The sequence below is a fragment of the Desulfomonile tiedjei DSM 6799 genome (assembly GCF_000266945.1).
Classification (GTDB): Bacteria; Desulfobacterota; Desulfomonilia; order Desulfomonilales; family Desulfomonilaceae; genus Desulfomonile; species Desulfomonile tiedjei.
This window is the reverse complement of the sequence record NC_018025.1, coordinates 4,673,722-4,691,419: the sequence shown is the minus strand read 5'-3', so window position 1 is coordinate 4,691,419 and position 17,698 is coordinate 4,673,722. Positions and strand designations below refer to the sequence as shown.

At 49.9% G+C, this 17,698-nt stretch carries 16 protein-coding genes; 9 read left to right on the top strand and 7 right to left on the bottom strand.

The window, feature by feature from the left end; all coding sequences use genetic code 11:
* Positions 1-37: 37 nt before the first annotated feature.
* From DESTI_RS19980 to DESTI_RS19960, 5 genes are all read right to left on the bottom strand, one after another.
* The gene (locus DESTI_RS19980) at positions 38-2,038 is read right to left on the bottom strand and encodes a tetratricopeptide repeat protein (protein ID WP_014811792.1); all 2,001 of its coding nucleotides are present in this window, start codon (positions 2,036-2,038) and stop codon (positions 38-40) included.
* A gap of 27 nt (positions 2,039-2,065) precedes the next feature.
* A complete protein-coding gene (locus tag DESTI_RS19975; protein WP_014811791.1) occupies positions 2,066-4,141 on the bottom strand; it encodes a tetratricopeptide repeat protein in 2,076 nt (691 codons plus the stop codon).
* Between the two features lie 174 nt (positions 4,142-4,315).
* On the bottom strand, positions 4,316-4,960 hold the full coding sequence (locus DESTI_RS31630) for a prepilin-type N-terminal cleavage/methylation domain-containing protein (RefSeq protein WP_014811790.1): 645 nt from the start codon (positions 4,958-4,960) through the stop codon (positions 4,316-4,318).
* A gap of 734 nt (positions 4,961-5,694) precedes the next feature.
* The gene (locus DESTI_RS19965) at positions 5,695-6,675 is read right to left on the bottom strand and encodes an electron transfer flavoprotein subunit alpha/FixB family protein (protein ID WP_014811789.1); all 981 of its coding nucleotides are present in this window, start codon (positions 6,673-6,675) and stop codon (positions 5,695-5,697) included.
* A gap of 34 nt (positions 6,676-6,709) precedes the next feature.
* A complete protein-coding gene (locus DESTI_RS19960; RefSeq protein ID WP_014811788.1) occupies positions 6,710-7,489 on the bottom strand; it encodes an electron transfer flavoprotein subunit beta/FixA family protein in 780 nt (259 codons plus the stop codon).
* Positions 7,490-7,976: 487 nt separating this feature from the next.
* Here DESTI_RS19960 and DESTI_RS19955 point away from each other — a divergent pair, with 487 nt between their 5' ends.
* From DESTI_RS19955 to DESTI_RS19945, 3 genes are all read left to right on the top strand, one after another.
* On the top strand, positions 7,977-8,444 hold the full coding sequence (locus DESTI_RS19955; RefSeq protein WP_014811787.1) for an RrF2 family transcriptional regulator: 468 nt from the start codon (positions 7,977-7,979) through the stop codon (positions 8,442-8,444).
* Between the two features lie 11 nt (positions 8,445-8,455).
* Positions 8,456-9,367, top strand: a complete 912-nt coding sequence (gene cysK / locus DESTI_RS19950; protein ID WP_014811786.1) for a cysteine synthase A — start codon at positions 8,456-8,458, stop codon at positions 9,365-9,367.
* Between the two features lie 147 nt (positions 9,368-9,514).
* Positions 9,515-10,843, top strand: coding sequence for a hypothetical protein (locus DESTI_RS19945; RefSeq protein WP_041286347.1), 1,329 nt, complete (start codon positions 9,515-9,517; stop codon positions 10,841-10,843).
* Here the strand turns inward: DESTI_RS19945 and DESTI_RS19940 are convergent.
* Positions 10,779-11,756: an FHA domain-containing protein gene (locus DESTI_RS19940; RefSeq protein WP_041286346.1), complete on the bottom strand. Its 978-nt coding sequence runs from the start codon at positions 11,754-11,756 to the stop codon at positions 10,779-10,781. The genes DESTI_RS19945 and DESTI_RS19940 overlap by 65 nt on opposite strands.
* Positions 11,757-12,067: 311 nt before the next feature.
* On the opposite strand from DESTI_RS19940, the gene DESTI_RS19935 reads away from it, so the two are divergent.
* From DESTI_RS19935 to DESTI_RS30900, 6 genes are all read left to right on the top strand, one after another.
* The gene (locus tag DESTI_RS19935) at positions 12,068-12,823 is read left to right on the top strand and encodes a hypothetical protein (RefSeq protein ID WP_014811783.1); all 756 of its coding nucleotides are present in this window, start codon (positions 12,068-12,070) and stop codon (positions 12,821-12,823) included.
* Entirely contained in the window at positions 12,820-13,314 is a 495-nt protein-coding gene (locus DESTI_RS19930) for a metallophosphoesterase family protein (RefSeq protein ID WP_014811782.1), read from the top strand. Before DESTI_RS19935 ends, DESTI_RS19930 begins: the two co-directional genes overlap by 4 nt.
* A gap of 34 nt (positions 13,315-13,348) precedes the next feature.
* Positions 13,349-13,864, top strand: coding sequence for an HIT family protein (locus DESTI_RS19925; RefSeq protein WP_014811781.1), 516 nt, complete (start codon positions 13,349-13,351; stop codon positions 13,862-13,864).
* Positions 13,861-14,301 (top strand): hypothetical protein, encoded by a 441-nt coding sequence (locus tag DESTI_RS19920; protein ID WP_014811780.1) that lies wholly within the window; start codon positions 13,861-13,863, stop codon positions 14,299-14,301. The genes DESTI_RS19925 and DESTI_RS19920 overlap by 4 nt, the downstream gene beginning before the upstream one ends.
* A 150-nt stretch (positions 14,302-14,451) precedes the next feature.
* On the top strand, positions 14,452-15,390 hold the full coding sequence (locus DESTI_RS19915) for a bifunctional riboflavin kinase/FAD synthetase (RefSeq protein ID WP_014811779.1): 939 nt from the start codon (positions 14,452-14,454) through the stop codon (positions 15,388-15,390).
* Positions 15,391-15,878: 488 nt separating this feature from the next.
* Positions 15,879-16,055: a Ribbon-helix-helix protein, copG family gene (locus DESTI_RS30900; protein ID WP_014811777.1), complete on the top strand. Its 177-nt coding sequence runs from the start codon at positions 15,879-15,881 to the stop codon at positions 16,053-16,055.
* A gap of 561 nt (positions 16,056-16,616) precedes the next feature.
* Here the strand turns inward: DESTI_RS30900 and prfA are convergent.
* Positions 16,617-17,696: a peptide chain release factor 1 gene (prfA, locus tag DESTI_RS19905; protein WP_014811776.1), complete on the bottom strand. Its 1,080-nt coding sequence runs from the start codon at positions 17,694-17,696 to the stop codon at positions 16,617-16,619.
* Between the last annotated feature and the right edge of the window lie 2 nt (positions 17,697-17,698).

Below are 17,698 nucleotides of genomic sequence, written 5' to 3'. Positions count from 1 at the left end.
CAAGAAAGATGCAACCTGTAATGGAGCGGATCATATTTTAACGGCCGTTCATTTCCGCGATTTGATGCAAGACGGTGTCCAAATTCTCTCGTGCGAGTTCATTATTCGGGTCTCGTTTCAGGGCTTTCCGAAAATGAGATTCAGCTTCTGTAAGTCTCCCGGAAATCGCCAGAATGACTCCTATCTCGGTGTTAGCCAAAGAATGATCCGGGTCCAACGCCAGAGCCCGCGTGATCAGCTTTATTGCATTCTGAGGATCTTTGTCCAGGAGACATTTGCCCAGTTGATAATATGCGTCAGGAAATTGAGGGCTTATCGCTATTGCCGTACGAAAATGTTTCTCCGCTTCAGCGACTTTGCCCTGTTTGAGGAGAACAATTCCCATGAGATTCTGATATCCATAATTATTCGGTGCAATGTCGATGGCTGAACGAGTGAATCGGGATGCTTCCGCAAGCTGATTCTTCTTGATCGTTATTGCAGCCATTCCGAGATAACCATCCGGAAACGTGGGATTTGCCTGTATTGCCAACCTGAACATGCGTTCCGCATCGTCGATGCGTCCCAGCGCAAGGTACGCTTTGCCAAGAAAGGAACCGGATGCTTCGCGACGATTCGGAAGCAATAGAGCTTTTTCATGATACTCGATTGCCTCGGCGTACCTTTCTTTGCGCTGAAGGCAAAAACCGACCGTATTCAGCGCCTGGACTCTGGATCGCTTCTCCAAATGGGGAGCGTCCTCCGGAAAATGGGCAATGACATCTTTCCAAAAGATCAACGGTTCCTGCCACAGACCTGCCTTTGACACGGAAACCCACGAGAAAACAGCAATAAACAACACCGCACAGCTTACCAGACCGCGTTTGACCCATGTCTCATACGAACCAGCCCTGGAAACCAGAAACATAATTGTATCAGCGGCTACCATGAGCAATCCTATCATCGGAAGAATGACCCTGTAGCACACGAAAACATACTGAGGCACGAGAAACGATTCGGGCACAAGATTCAGAATGAAGAAAAGCAAACCGAATCCTGTTAACGGGCGCTTCCTCAATAACAAAAGAGCAGTCGAAACGAGCGCAATCGCGCCGATTACCGCGGGTAATGTTGTCCACGGTTCAAACACACTGACGGAAACATACTGAGGCGTCAGCATCTGAACCTGCGACGCCGTAGGAAAAATCGCCAGAGAGATATAAGAGAAGAGCATTCTGCACTGAGTCAAGAACAAGTGCCAAAAACTCATGCCTCCCTCAGACGCGTATTTAAGCAGAGTGGCGCTCAGTCCGGAAACCGCTGCATCTCCGTGCGGCCGTTGCAGAAATGACATCGCAAACAGAAGCAATAAGACGATCAAAACCATTGAAATGGCACGAATCGTCAGCTCTTTGCGGTCCGGTCTGAAAAAAGCGACTTCCGCAGTCAAAAGGATAGTCGGCAGAGTGAGCGCATTTTCTTTGCTGAACACAGCAAGGATGAAAAAGGCGCCTGTCAATCCATAGCCCAGGAAAGGATTTTCGAGCTTTCCCAGCCTTACGGCCAAGTACGTGCAAAATGCGGCCATGAAGAACAACATGGCCAGAAGAGCAACCCTTTGCCATATATAAATTACGATAAAAGCCTGAGCAGGATGCGCGAGAAACAGGAGAGTAAGAATCATCGCGATCAAGCGAGCTTGCTGAAGATTGAGGTCATCTTTTAATCGTACCGCTTCTAGAAGCATGAGCATGGTGACAAACGTCAGAGCCGCGGTGGTTCCAAGGAGCAGACAGTTCACAAAACGAAAGCCGTAAGGGTCCATGCCTCCGATGAGATAATTGAAATAGAAAGTGAGCATGGGAATCGGACGTTGCGGAAAAAGATCTATTACGGAGAGAACGCTCCCGGCGGCAAATACATGTTCCATTTGGGCAAGGATTGCATCGGAATCATAGTACATCGGCCCGCTAAGAGCTCGAAAATGCAATAAGAATACGAGAACGGAAAAGAAGAGTGCCAGGAGAATGTAATGAACAGGGCGAATAGCTGTATGCATGGTCGTCCTTGATCGAAATACGAACATCTATTGTGGCGGCAATCCCGCTTGTTCCAGTGCCGTTTTTAGATTGGCCCTGATCGCTGGATCTTCCGGATTAAGGGCCAGCGCTTGCTGAAAATGTGCCACCGCCTCCCTGGCTCGCCCGGATTTGGCAAGGAGGATACCAAGATCGTTCCGAGCTTGCCAGTGTTTGGGATTCATAGTTATAGCCCTCGAAAAATGGACCGCAGCATCGTTAGGGCTGCCCAGCCGAGAAAAGACCTTACCCAGATGAAATTCTGCTTCCGCGTAATCCGGTTTCAGCTCCAATGCTTTACGCAAGTGCACCATTGCATCGGTATATTTTCCCTCCTGTAGATCGATTGTTGCCATGAGATTGCGATATTCCGGATTATGGGGTGAGAGCGCCATGGCTTTGGTCACGTGAATTCTTGCTTCAGCAGTTCTGCCTTGTTTGAGCAAAAGCATTCCCATGCCGACATGGGCTTTGTCTGCATCCCTTTTTGCGGCGAGAGCTTCTCCATAAGCCTGTTCGGCTTCGTCATTATGCCCGGCTGCAGCGTAAGCATTTCCCAGAGCGATATACGTGAGCCTATGACCCGGAGATACCTGGAGGGCACGGAGGTGACAATCGATAGCTTCCTGATTCCTTCCCTCCCGTTGCAGGTGGATTCCGAGGGTGTTCAGAGCCTGCATTGTTCCGTGTTTCTCGGTGATTGTATAATCCTCGGGCATCCTGTTTACCACCTCAGTCCATAGGGCGAGAGGATTACTCCAGGTATCTACCTTGGCCCAGGTCGATGCACCGGTGAAGCTGAATCCCAACAGAAGACCGACTGCAAGTGCTGCCCTGAGAGACTTTGCCATCTGCAGTTTTCCAACCGATCTCCACACCCAGAGGAGCGTATCCGCGGCAGCGACGAGCAGCCCCACCATGGGAAGCAACGCCCGATACGAGATGAAAAGATACTGCGGTACAAGGAGTGCTTCAGGTAGCAGATTTACGAGAAAGAAGAGTATGCCGAAGCCTACCATCGGTCGTTTCCAGAGTAGAATCACTCCGGACAAAATGAGGATTCCCGTACCTGCAACACTTGCCGTTCCTTCGAGAGACTCGAAAAAGGATCTGGAAATCACCTGAGGACTGATGAACTGAACACGGTCCGGATCGGGGAACAGAATCAGCGCGATATATTCAAATACCATCCTGCACTGGTTGAGCACGATCTGAGGAAGCGAGATGCCGCTTTCCCGATAGTATTGACGCACCGTGGTCAGGATGCCGGAATCCTGGAGGATTTCCCCATGCGGCCTCTCCAGAAAAGAAAAAACCGCCAGGAGTGCAACTAAACCGATCGCTAGAATAGAAGCTTCTTTAAAAGCGGTTTTCCAGGTTACTCTGAAAAAAGCCAATTCTGCCAGGACGATTATTCCGGGAAGGGTAATCGCATTCTCTTTACTCGCGACTGCCAGGAGGAACAGGATGCCGGCTAGAAAATATCCTGCCCACGCAGGTCGCAAGAATCCGATGCGAGCACATAAATAGGCTAGAAAAGCAGCGCAGTAGAAGAATGCGGCGAGTATGGCCATTCTCTGCCATGCGTACAAAACGAGAAATACCTGAACCGGATGAATAAGAAAGAAAAGACCCGTTACGATTGCACAAACGACTATGTCTCGATCTGAACCACCAGGTCCGAAGGAGAATAACGAATTCTGTGAAACTCTGTCGGCCGATGCACAGGAATCCTGGATTTCGCGCAAAAAGTCCTTATCTTGATATGAGATTCTTAACAAGATGAGAGTGATCAACGAGACAAGAAATGCCGTACCGGCAATGAGCAGGCCATTGATAATGCGAAAACCTTCAGGGCTTAGGCCGGTCACACAATAATTCAGGTAAAAACTCAGCATGGCGGCTGGACGCTGGGGAAATAGGGCAAGCACCTGGAGAGGACCTTGCACGAACGCGTACTCGTTTTCTGCGAGATAAACGGAGTCATAATACAGCGGAGCATCCAGGCCGCGGAAATGCAGAACCGCAAGAATCACGAGGAATGCCGAAAATAGTAGAATAAGTCTCGTTCGTTTCCCGATCATGAAAACCGCGCAAATACCTTCTCAGAACCACTGCCTGAAACATTTACCCTGCCGGACGCAGCAGGGCAATCGATTTTCTTTGCCCAACGATTACGAAGTGACGCGAACGCGAGTTGAAGAACGAAAACAGGCTCCTGAAAGGAGCCTGTTTCAGGACAGCCCAAAACGAGAATCTTAGTCGGAACCACCGATGGATTTGCAGTTGATGCTGTTGGGTGCTCTTGAGGTAAATGCGGGGTTCGCAGCACCAGTGGGGTTAACGACTGATTCAGTGTAGCACTGTTCGATGGTGCCGGACAAGACGGGGTATTCATTGAATATCGAGGCAGCCCCACTTCCAGCAGCCGTGCAGTCACCGCCACCGCTGACGGTAACGGGAAGATCGCCGCCGCCTGCAACAGGTGCACGATACAGATAACGGGTGGAGGTGCCGGCAGGATGGCTACCCTTCATGGAGCAACCTTCGACCGTGAAGCGGGTTCCTTCTTGCGCCATTCTGATGAGGACTTCGCACTTCTTGCTGCCGCCGCGGAAGCCGTAGAAAGGACCGACAAGGTATTGCAGCAAGTCTTGATCGTGAATCTGCTGTGCGGTGGTGTCAGCATCGAATTTCAGGTTGAGGTCGACCAGTTCGTTCCCCAAACGTTCGACTGCAGCAGCCAGCTTGCGAATATCTGCATCAGCCGATCTGTCGCAGCTCGTTCTCTTGTAAGAAATGTAATACGGAATAGCGATCGCAAGGATGATACCGATGATCGCCACAACAACCATCAACTCGATGAGGGTAAAACCCTTCACGTTTCTGAGTCTGCTCAGCATAGTAAAGCCTCTCCTTTCACTGTAACGGAAAAAGGTTGGAATGTGACTCATGCCGACATTTTTCATGAGTTCGTGAATGGGTAGGAGCAATATCTGTGCCAGGACTCGTAGCAGTGAAATGCCGAAGAATTTCCCCTGAGATCCGCTACAGCAAGGGACAGGGGTAACAAAAAATGTCACCTCTCTTTCCTCTAACGAGTAACTTGCTGTTTTTATTGCTTGCCTCGCCTGTCAAGTCCGTGGACAGGGTACAGAGTTTTGTCACTTTACTTTCCGCAATTCGCTCACCGTGTCTCAGCCGGTATTATTGATTGCATGGGGAGGGCAGAAGGAGGCGGGGGTATAGGCGCTAACTCAGCCTGTTTTGGGGCCCTTTGTTCTCGGGGGGACGGCTGATACACAAATTCCCGGCAATGAAGAGATTGCCGCAAAATTATACATAACGACAAAATCGTGCCACGATGCTCCATCCGGGTAGGGGCAGACCAATGTGTCTGCCCTCATTTGGGCGGACGCTCTGGTCCGCCCCTACAGTCAGGCTGGAAAGCTGATGAGAAAATCGTGCCACGATCTGGGGTGAATTTCAACTTTTGAGACAGTTTCCGAATTACCGGGCTATTCTCTTCAGTCCCTGCGGGACAAAGAATGGCAACAAAGCTTGAATTTATGGCGGGCATGGGAGATTTCCGTATGTAGAAATCTCCCTTTATCAAAATATGAGGATTAAGCAGGGTCTATTCTTTGAGAAGTGATTCGAGTTCTTTATTGAATTCGGGTACTACTTTGAATAGATCGCCGACTATACCGTAATCCGCTTTGGTGAAAATCGGAGCTTCAGGATCTTTATTGATGGCTACGATCACCTTGGATGAGCCCATTCCTGCGAGATGCTGGATCGAACCTGAAATACCGCAAGCTACATAGAGATTGGGAGTAACGGTTTTGCCCGTCTGGCCCACCTGATCCGAATGCGAACGCCAGCCGGCATCGACTGCGGCTCTGGAAGCTCCTACCGTGGCTGTAGGCCCGAAGATTGCGGCCATGGCTTCCAGGAGCGAAAAGTCGTTGCCACCCATGCCGCGACCGCCGGAGACGATTATCTCTGCTTCTGTCAAATCAACTTTTCCGCTGGTGTCGAGATTCAGGTCCTTTGTTGTGTAAGTCGGTCTGTTCGTGTCAGCGGCAAAGGAAACTTTCTCAACCGCGCCGGCTTTTGCGCTTTCCACAACTTCGAGCACGTTCGGTCTTGCTGAAGCCATCTGTGGAGATCCCAACGTGACCCACTTTGCGTTGCATTTACCCGCGTACATGGGGCGTGTACCGACGAGGGTCGATCCATCAAGTTCCAAAGACACACAATCCGCAATGACACCGATTCCGAGTTTCGCTGCAGTTCTCGGTGCCAGATCCTTTCCCTGCATGGAATGGCCCAGAAGGACTATTTCCGGCTTCTTTTCCGAGACGATCTTTGCAAGCGCTTGTGCGTATGTTTCAGAATTGTAGGTATCCAGGTCGCTGGATTCCATTACGTACACTGTGTCCACTCCGTAACGGGCGAGCTCCGGTGCGAACTGCTCTCCAGCCGATCCCATGATTACTGCGCCAAGGTCTCCACCCAGTTTATCCGCAAGCTTACGTCCTTCACTCGCAAGTTCGTAGGCGGTTTTCTTGAGTTTTCCTCCCTTGATCTCACCGTATATCATTACTTTTGACATGTATTGCGTCCTCCGAGATGATATTGCAGGTCACTTAGATGATCTTGGCTTCGTTACGAAGTGCCTGGACCACCGTCTTGGCTACGTCCGCCGGTTCCATATCCTGGTATTTCTTCCCGGCCTGCCGTTCGGGAGGCATAGAGTACTGCTTGGCTTGAAGTTTGGCTTCCGGGCTAATTCCGAGGTCTCCTGCCGTCTTCTTGTCAATCGGTTTTTTCTTTGCCTTCATAATTCCCGGCAAGGAAGCATAGCGGGGTTCATTGAGACCTTTCTGAGAAGTCAGAACGCACGGAAGAGGAACTTCCACCGTTTCTTTTCCGCCTTCCACATCACGCTCCACTGTTGCGGATTTCTTGTCGGCAGCAACTTCAACTTTAGTGACGAGAGTAACCTGCGGGAGTCCGAGAAATTCCGCAAGCATAGCGCCTGCTTCACCAAAGTCGTCGTCTATCGCGCGATGTCCGCAGAATATCACGTCGTATTCCACGTTTGCTGCAGCAGCGGCGAGAGCTTTGGCAATAGCAAAGGGATCTGCGTTATTCACGGATTCGTCATTCACGTGAATTCCTCTGTCCGCACCCATTGCGAGTGCCGTCCGGATTGCTTCGGTAGTGCGATCGGGTCCTATACTGAGGATGACAACTTCTCCGGTCTTAAACTTTTCCTTAAGCCGAAGCGCCTCCTCTACACTGAACTCATCGTACGGATTGATGACGTACTTTATTCCGTCCGTCACTATCCCAGATCCATCGGGTTTAACCTTGATCTGGGTTTCCGTGTCGGGTACTTGTTTCAAGCATACCAATGATTTCAAGGATGATCCTCCTTTCATGAAGCAACTTATTCGGGTCCTGGGCGGCCCGTTGCTGTGTTGATTTCGCTGATAATTTTAGAGCCATATGGCTCAAAGTGCGATTAACCCATACTTCAATCAGCCGCACCGGAATCCTGCGTCCAGTCCCGGTACAACTTTTGGAGTTTAAAAGACGGTTGATTCCCGAGTCAAGTAAAAATAGTTCTTTATCCTCCTTTAATTAGGTGGAAAAATCTCTCCGATCTCATGGGGAGAAGCAATGACCTCGAGAGAAACGATAAAAGCGGACTTGTACTATGTGTCACGAATCTTTTCAGAGCCGATGAATCTCGTGTTCTGACATGGAGATTCTCGGCAATAGGTTTTGGGGAAATACTATCGGGATTGTGTATAGGGAATCAATTATCTTGACATTCGTAGTAAAGTAAAATATACACATAATGAGAAGATTCTTCATGAGCGAATTGTTTTTTCTCGGGGAGAAAACATGCGGATTACTACAACTAGTAGATATGGAGTACGCGCGATTTTTGATGTGGCTTATCACGGCGGGGGACAACCTACCCAGATAAAAGATATTTCTCGACGTCAGAAGATATCGCAGCGTTACTTGGAGCAGATTTTTAACAAGCTTCTCAAAGCAGGCCTTCTCAAGAGCAGGCGCGGGCCCAGAGGGGGTTATATGCTTTCCAGGGATCCTTCCGAAATCTCGGTGGGCGACATCATCAATGCTGCTCAGGGTCCCATTGTGCCCGTGAGATGTCTCTCGAACGAGGAGCCGAGAAAAAAGGATTGTTCCATTTTGAATGGTTGCATAACTCGGCACGTCTGGCATGAGACTCAGAAGCTGCTGATCGATTATTACAATTCAGTGTCCATTGCGGATCTCTGTGCGCTTGCGAGAAAAGAAGGCGTGTCCAGAGATCTTGATCACAAATATATGTATTTCATCTAGTCGAGAATCTCATGCTTACGCAAAATGGATTGTCATCTTTTGTCGGTAGTACTCCGCTTTTACGCCTGAAGTCGATGGAATCGCCGGGATCCGCTCAGATTTGGGCTAAACTGGAATTTATGAATCCGGGCGGATCGTGCAAGGATAGACTGTGTCTCGGCATACTCGAATCTATGGAAGCCACTGAAGGCTTAACCGCCGGGGATTCGTTGGTGGAAGCTTCCGGGGGAAATACCGCCGTAAGCTTGGCAATGATGTGCGCTGCAAGAAAGTACTCTCTCACGCTGGTAATGCCGGATACCGTTCCCAACGAGCGAAAGCGATTCCTGGCTGCATACGGTGCTACCGTCATCGTTACCCCTCCTGCAAACGGAATGCGAGGAGCCATCAGTAAGGCCCTTGAGATAGCGGGTTCCAGGAAACGCACGTTCATGATCAATCAATTCGAGAATCCTGCAAATCCCGAGGTCCATCGACGCACTACAGCGCCGGAGATTTTGCGTGCCATCGGAAGGGCTCCGGATGTGTTTGTTTCAGGGGTAGGCACCGGAGGCACGATTACTGGAGTTGGCGAGGTTTTCAAGAAAGAAGACCAACGCGCTCGTGTTGTGGCTGTGGAACCCGCTGAATCTGCGATTCTTTCCGGAGGAAATCCGGGCCCTCACAGGATTCCCGGAATCGGCGCAGGATTTATTCCACGAGTGCTCAATACGGACATTATTGATGATGTCATAGTAGTTACCTATCCGGATGCTATGAAAATCGTAAAACATCTGGCGGAGAAAGAAGGGATTTTTGCCGGCCTTTCGTCAGGAGCAGCTCTTTTTGGAGCGGTTCGAAACGCCGAGCGTCTCGATCCAACCAAGATCGTTGTGACGGTCTTATGTGATTCCGGAGAACGTTACTTGGCAGCCGCGCCGTGAAACTATTTCTTTAACTCGACTCCCTATTATTGCCATATTGCAGAATTTAGGCTTCCTTATCTTGCCTCAAGTGCCCGGTCTGCGTATAATGCTGGCCGGGTGCTTCCAAAGATCTTGCACTCTACTAAAATACTCTGAAAGACTGTAATGAACTCTCCGGCATGTCTGAGGACCACTGTGCGCTTTCACGCTCTTGTCATGGGACTGGCAATTCTCTTTCTATCATCCGGGGCCGGCAGTCTGTGTATCGCAGAACAGGAGAATGTAGATCGCACGATACAGAGCAGGATTCATTCAAAGCGTGTTTCTGACGCTTCTCATTCAACCGATTCTGTCGAGAACCCCGCAAAACGTTTGTTACTTGCCCAGCGCAGCCGATCGAATGAGGGGAACAAAGGGGACAAACGTACGGAGGATCAGGTATGGAGAAGCGACGAACTGGAAATCCTGGGAATCGGTATGGGAGTGGGGGATGTTGATGGAGACGGTGTAAATGAAATCGTAGTTATCGATCCTGCTACCGTGTACCTCTATAGAATGTCGCCGGACCGGAAACTCTCTTTAGTCACCGAATATTCCGCGAGCTCATTGGAACTCAAAAGTGTAGATGTAGCCAAGATACGAAAACAAGGCCCTGCCAGAATCTACGTTTCTGCCCAGAATCGTGGATCCGTAAATTCTTTTGTGCTTGAATACCGGAATGGGGCTCTGGTTCCAGTCATTTCCGACAACCCCTACTTCTTGCGGGTAATCGATTACCCGACGCACGGACAGTTCCTCCTCGGACAGAAGAAAGGCCTCAAAAGAATGTATGATGGCCCCGTCTATCGTCTGACTGACAAGGGTGACGACCTCGAGTCAATGGGACGATTCGGGGTTCCATTGAAAATACCCGTCTTCGGATTTGCAATTGGAGATTTTCAAGGAAATCGCCAACCTTTGATCGCGGTGTACGATCGTGACGAGCACCTGAGGATATATGAACCTTCGGGCAAGAGGCTTTATCTCTCTCAAGACTATTATGGAGGATCGGACGTAGTAATGAGAGCCGCTGGGCCCGAAATGAGGTCCGATCCTATGAGAGGTGATTCTGAAAAAGAAAAGGAATATTTCAGGCCTCGCATTATGGCCAAGAATTTCGGCACGGATGCGCTCTATGAAATCCTGGCGATAACTCATTCCTCCAAAACGAGAAGGCTCTTAACCCAGACAAAAATGCTCGAAGACGGTCAAGTGTTCTGCCTGAAGTGGAACGGCGATACAATTGTCGAAGCCTGGAGCACTCCGAGAATTCAAGGAATGGTCACAGATTTTGCCATAAACACTCTACCCGGTTTTTCGGGTGAACGGCTTATAACGTTGGAGCGCAGAAAAACAGACTGGTTTTCTTTTCTGAAATCCAGAAGTCAAATCAGGGTCTACGATTTACATTATCTGCAGTCCGAGGGCGTTCAAAAAGGCGCAAAGGAAGATTAGCTCTGCTGTCATTCCCCGGTTCTTGACGAGATATCTCTGAAAAAACCATGCTGAGACCTCCGATGTGAAGGAGGTCGCCGGGCTGCAATAAGGCAGAATGAGTTTGTTTATTGTTAATCGTGCATTCCCGCATGTGAGCCTGACAGAAAAATCTGTAGCCAAATCCGCATTTTTCCACAATACCTACAATGTCATCGAGATCTTGCCCGTGGACAACAAGATCGCACTTCGGAGATGCTCCGATCAGACATGGTGAGTCATCGATGACGAGTCTCCATCCTGCCAGGGTTCCGGACACTATGAGGAGTGCTCCACGAGTGAAAATCTTCTGAACTATCCCAAAGAATAATCCTGACATGCCACCCAGTACGGCGAAACAGACCAGTCGGCTCAGCCACGGCGCCGTAAACCCGAAACTGCTGCAGCAAAGCTGAATCGGATCGAACAGTATCCCTGCAATGGCTCCGGCGAGGACGCAACCACTTGCGGCGCAGAGAACCGTGCTTCGATCTGCGCAGACAAACAAGCTTACAGCAGCCCCAAGAGAAAAGACGGACCAGGATAACCCCCTACCTGCCTGCACTGCAAAAAAGTCTGAGTTGGAAGGAAAGAAATAGCTCAGAGACCAAGAATTTTTGCACCAATCGAAAAGAATGTGCGAAGGGATCATGAGCGTGAAACCGATCACGAACGCTATGCCGAACCCGGCGATGATGGAAAGTGCCATATCGACATAGGTCAAGCCTGATCTTCGGTAAATAAGAATAAAAGCCGCTACGATCACACCTGTGATAAAGGGGCCCATGAAACTGTTGCCTGCGCCGATCGGTTCGGGTGAACCTCCTTCAGCAAAAAAAGGCTCACAAACGGTCCAACCGGCCAATGCTGCGGCCGAGCAAAACAGTGCGCTCATGGAGGGACTTGGGCGATGGAATAGCGAAAGATAGTCTAGCCACATATTACCTTAATTCCGTCGGGACGATGCGACCAAAGCGCGGTTAGAGCGGCTGTAGCCTTATTCGTCTTTCTTGGGGTTCGGTTTCTCGCGTTTTTTGGAATCGAATTACCGCACACAACCAGGTTCTTGCGGCAGTATAGTAATAAACCGCTCTGCTCTGTGCAACGAGCAATTGGCAAAATATCCTTGACAGCATCTTATAAGGCGGTGAATAATCCGGGGGCAAGTCCGCTATAGGATTCAAAAAAATGGCCCCTGGATGAGTAATGCCGTCAATTTACGACATTTATGAGAGAAAGAATTACCGTAACAGAATCCCACTGCCTCAGTCGGTCAGTTTCGAGGTTGAGGTTCGCGAAACGAATCTCTACATCCAGGCCCACAGCGACTTGACCGCAAAGGCAAAGGATTCGGTATTCCGTTACCGTTACCAGATAGAAGAATACCTCAGGCAGCATCCGGCGTTCCGTGAAACACCCGTGCCCATCCAGATCTATGCATCAGCCCCGGAAATAGTACGGTACACGGATCTTTCCTGCCGCTGCACGGGAATCGCTCCCATGTCATGTCTGGGAGGAGCTATTGCCGATTTCGTGGGCCGGGATCTCTCTGCGGATTCCGCCAACATAGTGGTGTCCAGCGGGGGCGATTCGTTTATCCGGAGTGCTCATCCGCTTGAAATACGTATTTACGCGGAAGGTGCTCCTGCCCACGACAAGCTGATTCTCGCGATGCCTGCCTACAAACACTGCTTCGGAATATCCACGTTTGTTCCAGGTGGGGGAGTTCATTCAGTGACCGTCATATCGCGATCGGCGTCCTGGGCGTCCGCGTTCGCAAGCGACATCGGATCGAGGTTGGCGGGTGGAGAGAAACTTGCCTCGGTGATGAACAGAGCTGCGGATTACACTGACGTTGGGGGCGTAATTCTCATCATTGGCGACAAGATTGTAGTAGGTGGGGAATTGGTGTTAAGATCAGTCAATGGACAAACAAATATAAATTCGCGAGCCGCTGAATGAAAATTGGAGCATTGTCCGATACTCACCTCACGAGACCCAATAAACTGCTGGATTTCATCCTTGATGTGGTATTCAAAGACACGGATCTGATCCTCCATGCAGGAGACATTGTGTCCCGGCACGTTTTAGAGCGTCTTCAAGAGCGAGACGTGATAGCCGTTTGCGGGAACATGGATGACTACGACGTAATTGAGGCTGTTCCCCAAACCAGAATCGTTTCTATAGCAGGAAAACGCATCGGTCTGATACACGGGTGGGGTGCGAAACAGGGACTCGAAAACAGAATTATCGAAAGATTTCAGGAAAAAAATCTGGATCTTATCGTGTACGGACATTCTCATGTTCCATTTTGGGGAAAAATTGCCGGAATAGACCTGTTCAACCCGGGATCTGCTTCCCAGAATCGGTATCTGGAAACGGGTACAGTCGGAATCATTGACATAGAAGATGGAACACTCGATGCAAAAATCCTGGTTGTGCGGCCCGAGTGATCAGGTGACGAAGCATGCTTGCACAGGATGAAAAATGGAAAGAATTTGGGCTCCCTGGAGAATAGACTATATTGTGGGGGGGGCAAAGGAACCGGGTTGCATTTTCTGTACAAAACCGGTATCTGACCGCATTGATGAAAACCTGATCGTGCATCTTGCGGATGGTGCCTTTACTATGATGAACAAGTATCCGTACAACGGAGGGCATGTTCTTGTAGCGCCATATAAGCATGTATCCGACCCGTGCAGTCTCAGCCCCGAAGACAATTCGTTGCTGATCCAGGAGGTCTGCAGGGCGGTTCAAGTCATCCGCAAAGTCATGAAAGCCGAGGGATTCAACATAGGAATCAATCTTGGAGCGGCAGCCGGTGCTGGGATCGAGGAACATCTACATTATCACGTGGTCCCGAGATGGAATGGCGACACCAACATCATGCCGGTGCTGGCGGACGTCAGAGTGATTCCGGAGCACCTGCTCAGTACGTGTAAGAGACTGAGAGCGGGTTTCAACCGTCTGTTCCCTGAAAGTTCAAGAGAGGTGGAGAAATGAGGCTGGTCAGAAGACTGATAGAACTTGCGTTAGTGGTATTCGTTATCTCTGTTTTTATGAAAAATAAAAATATTGAGCTGCAAATAGATTATTACGGCCTGAAAGAGCCCATTAAACTTGCCTTTTGGGAATTGGTGACATTTTGTGTGTCCCTTGGCATTATTATAGCGGCAGTGGGCGATTTCATTACCCAGTTGAAATGGATTGGCGAGAGACGTAGAATGATCAAGCGTGATAAGGAACACCAGGGCGAAGTAGATCGTCTCAACGCCAAGTTGCTGGATCTACAGGAAAACAACGTCAAGTTGAAGAAAGAATTGGACGAGCAATCAAGAGAGCTTTCCTCCCAGCGAATACCGTCACACAGCTCCGGATCCCTTCTGCCCGGTGCCACACCTGAACGCACGCAACCTACGACAGAAAAGTTGTCAGGGTAGGTGACAGGCAGAGAACTTCATGGAGTCCTTTCATCTCCATGGCAATTGGTATTCCGGGGACAGCTTTTTCCGAATCGATTGTTCGGCTAGCCCGGCAGGTGGATTGCGGCCGGCATACAATCAACAACAGGTAATTCGACGCAAGACGATATGGAAATTATTCGTGTTCGCGAGAAAATCTATCAGCACTTCAATGCTCCATCCGTAGCCCTGGGAAACTTCGACGGTGTTCATCTGGGACATCAGGAGATTCTCAGGAAAACTGTTGAATCGGCACACAGGAAAGGTCGTGATGCGGTAGTCTACACTTTTGACCCGCATCCGCGGCTCGTATTGAAAAAAGTACCCGATATCCCGAGAATTACCACTCCCCGGGAGCGGGCAGATATTCTCGAGCATATGGGGATAGACGTGCTCGTGCTGGCGGAGTTCACCGAGGATTTCGCTAAACAGAGTCCCGAAGACTTCGTGCAGAACGTGCTCGTGGAAGAGCTTGGCGTAAAACACCTGTTTATAGGCACCAACTATCGATTCGGAAAAGGGAGGGCAGGGACTCCCCACATCTTGAAGGATATGGCTCCGGAACTCGGATTCGCTGTTCACGTAATTCCGCCCGTGACAGCTAATGGAGTCGTGGTCTCCTCAAGTCGAATACGAGAGCACCTCATGAATGGAGAGATTCGCGAAGCGAACGAGCTTCTGGGACGCGAGTTCATAATCGAAGGCCGAGTGATTCACGGTCATCACCGCGGCAAGGGGCTGGGATTTCCTACTGCGAATATCAAACCCGAAGTGAAGCTCCATCCACCTGAAGGGGTGTATGCGGTCTATTGTCGCGTTGGCGAAGAAATGTACAAAGCGGTCATGAATATCGGTTACAATCCCACATTCAAGGATCGCAGAGTCTCTTATGAAGTGCATATTCTGGATTTCGATCGAAACATTTACGGTCAGGTGATCCGAGTTTATCTTGTGGAAAGATTGAGGGCAGAGATGACCTTTGCCTCGGTGGACGAGTTGCGGGAACAAATACGCCGCGATGTAGAGACCAGCCGCCGTATAACTACTTCGTCGCCCATAATACCGTAATCGAAACACTTGGATTCTAATTGTTATCAAACAGGAACTCATCCGGAATCGTCAGAAGGATTCTCACATCAGTGAAGAACAATAAGGCCTTCACATAAGCGTAGTTGAAACCTGATTGACCAGAATGGAGTGGAGGAGTATTTTGCACGTAGTCAATCAGCACGAGGAGGGCTTTTCCACCTTGTCGATTATAGACGAGATAGCGGTTGTTTTCCGTGACCTCCCAAAAGAAATCGCTAGATGCATTAGCCGCCACAAATTTATTACAACCTTCATAATCGCGTACATCTTAACCAGAGTAGCTCGCCAGAAGTACGATTTTGATCCGATCCGAGATTTCCCAATAGTTGCAGGGTGGGCGCTTGATTTTGGACTATGGGTGGCGGTTTCCTCTATCGTATACATCTTCCTGGGTAAACTCTTCCCATCTAAGACCTCATCCTAGGGATATCGGCATCCTTCTGCTGTCCTGGAATTCGGAGCAACTAATGTCTGAAGAATTCAGTCTTCCCGAAGATCTTCTGAAAAAGCTGGAGCAGATGGCTGAACGCTACGGAGAATCCCCCAGAGACCTGGTCATTGCCGCTGTGGATCACTTCACACGTATCCCCGAAGAGCAGCGAAAAGCCGTGCTCAAAGGAACATCCCTGAGACGGAGAGGGTAGGTAATCCCTTCCATTCATCTCCGGCTGCATACGACAGTAGAGAGAGGGGATTTTTGTTGTCGGACTGCTCTCGGCCAATCGGTGTCAATTTCTATTGACCCCGGCACGGAGACCCGAGCACGACCAGCTCATGGTAGGGACCGGCATCCCGAATGTGTCTCAAAAATCGAAATTTGTCCCAGACCCTGGCACGTATTTCTCATCATCCTTCCCGCCTGACTGGTAGGGGCGGACCCGTGTGTCCGCCCAAATCAGGGCAGACGCATTGGTCTGCCCCTACTCGGATGGAGAATCGTGGCACGATTTGTATGCATTTGAGAATTTTGAGACAGTCCCTCCCCTGTCGGTCCATCCTGTCGATATTATTGATCATATTGAAGACGTGCCGGCACGGAGGCACGGCACCTACCAATACCCCTGTCCTCAATCGGACATTAATTTTTGCAATTCCTATATACTCAGTTGACGTCTCTCCGAAAAAAGACGGGCGAACGTGGCGGTAAGTTAGCGCATGTGGGCGTTTGCGGGGTAGCTTCCTGCAAAAATATCCGTCTCTATTTATTACTGAGTGAAGCCTTCCTGGATTGCTTGCGTCTGTGCGTGGAAAATAAGGGGATCGATAATTTCGTCGAGCTTGCCCTCAAGCACACCATCCAGTTTGTAGAGGGTCAGGCCGATCCGATGGTCGGTCACTCGATTCTGAGGAAAATTGTACGTCCGAATGCGCTCGGAACGGTCGCCTGAGCCCACCTGATTTTTTCGCTCTTTGCTGATCTGCGCGTTTCTTTCCTCTTCCATTCTGTCCAGCAAGCGGGCCTTTAATATCTTCAGGGCCTTGGCCTTATTCTTGTGCTGAGATTTCTCATCCTGGCACGTTACTACCAGGTTTGTGGGCAGGTGTGTAACCCGTACCGCTGAATCCGTAGTGTTCACGCTCTGACCGCCGGGGCCGGAAGATCGGTACACGTCAATCTTCAAATCCTTGGGATCGATATCTATCTCCACGTCGTCAGCTTCCGGGAGAACAGCCACAGTCACTGCAGACGTATGAATCCGCCCCTGAGACTCGGTAGTCGGCACTCTCTGAACCCTGTGAACGCCGCGTTCGAATTTCAGTCTGGAGTAGGCTCCGCTTCCGTGAATAAGAGCGATCACTTCTTTTATTCCGCCTGCCGCGGCCGGCGATGAAGACATAAGTTCCACGCGCCAGTTCCGGACTTCTGCATATCGGCAATAGGCACGGAAGAGATCTCCGGCAAAAAGAGCGGCTTCTTCTCCCCCTGTCCCCGCACGAATTTCAAGAAAGGTGTTCTTGTCATCGTTTGGATCTTTAGGGAGGAGCAATATGTTAATCGCTTGCCGCACGTCGGATTCGCGTTCTTTGATTTGCGGCAAATCCTCGCGAGCCATTTCCACCAGCTCCGGGTCGTCTCCGGCCGCTATGATTGCTTCCAGATCGTCGATTTCCCGGAGTATATCGGAAAGGGTGTGGTACGCCTTCACGATATCCGCAAGATCGGACTGCTCTTTGGCCACTTTCTTCAGTTTTGCGGGATCGGAAATTACATCCGGTCGAGAAAGCTCTTCATTGAGCTCTTCATATCTGCGATTAATTTCTTCGAGTTTTTCGATTACCTGCATGA